The sequence below is a fragment of the Jatrophihabitans lederbergiae genome (assembly GCF_031845305.1).
Classification (GTDB): Bacteria; Actinomycetota; Actinomycetes; order Mycobacteriales; family Jatrophihabitantaceae; genus Jatrophihabitans_A; species Jatrophihabitans_A lederbergiae.
Genome location: NZ_JAVREH010000240.1, coordinates 1 through 341, shown reverse-complemented (window position 1 = coordinate 341; position 341 = coordinate 1). Strand labels below are relative to the sequence as shown.

Annotated in this window: 1 protein-coding gene; it reads left to right on the top strand. The window is 61.3% G+C overall.

The annotated features are described in order from the left end of the window. Positions 1-341: RNA-dependent RNA polymerase family protein (locus RM423_RS25125; protein WP_311425758.1), on the top strand; the 341-nt coding region annotated here is incomplete at both ends.

Sequence of the window (341 nt, the reverse complement as noted above, 5' to 3'; positions counted from 1 at the left end):
ACTTCAGGATCGCGTCGAAGACGCTTGCGGACGCACGCGGTGCATTGGAGGCGTGCGCAGAAGAGGTTCGCGAGCTTGGCCTCGTCCTCAACGAGCGCAAGACCTTCACCTACGGAGCCAAAAAGTACGAGCGGTCGTTGACCGCGTTTGCAGACGCCGAACGTGATTTATTCGCTACGGAGGCGGATGAAGGCGATGACGAGGATCCGTTCGCGTTAGCCCGAAACTTTCACGCGGCGCCTGTTGATCGTCGTTCTTGGGGCGGCAGCCTCTGTGGTTTCCGATTGTGCCGTGCGGGCAGGACAGTTTGGCCGAGGTCGCTCGGTGCGCCGGTTCCACGT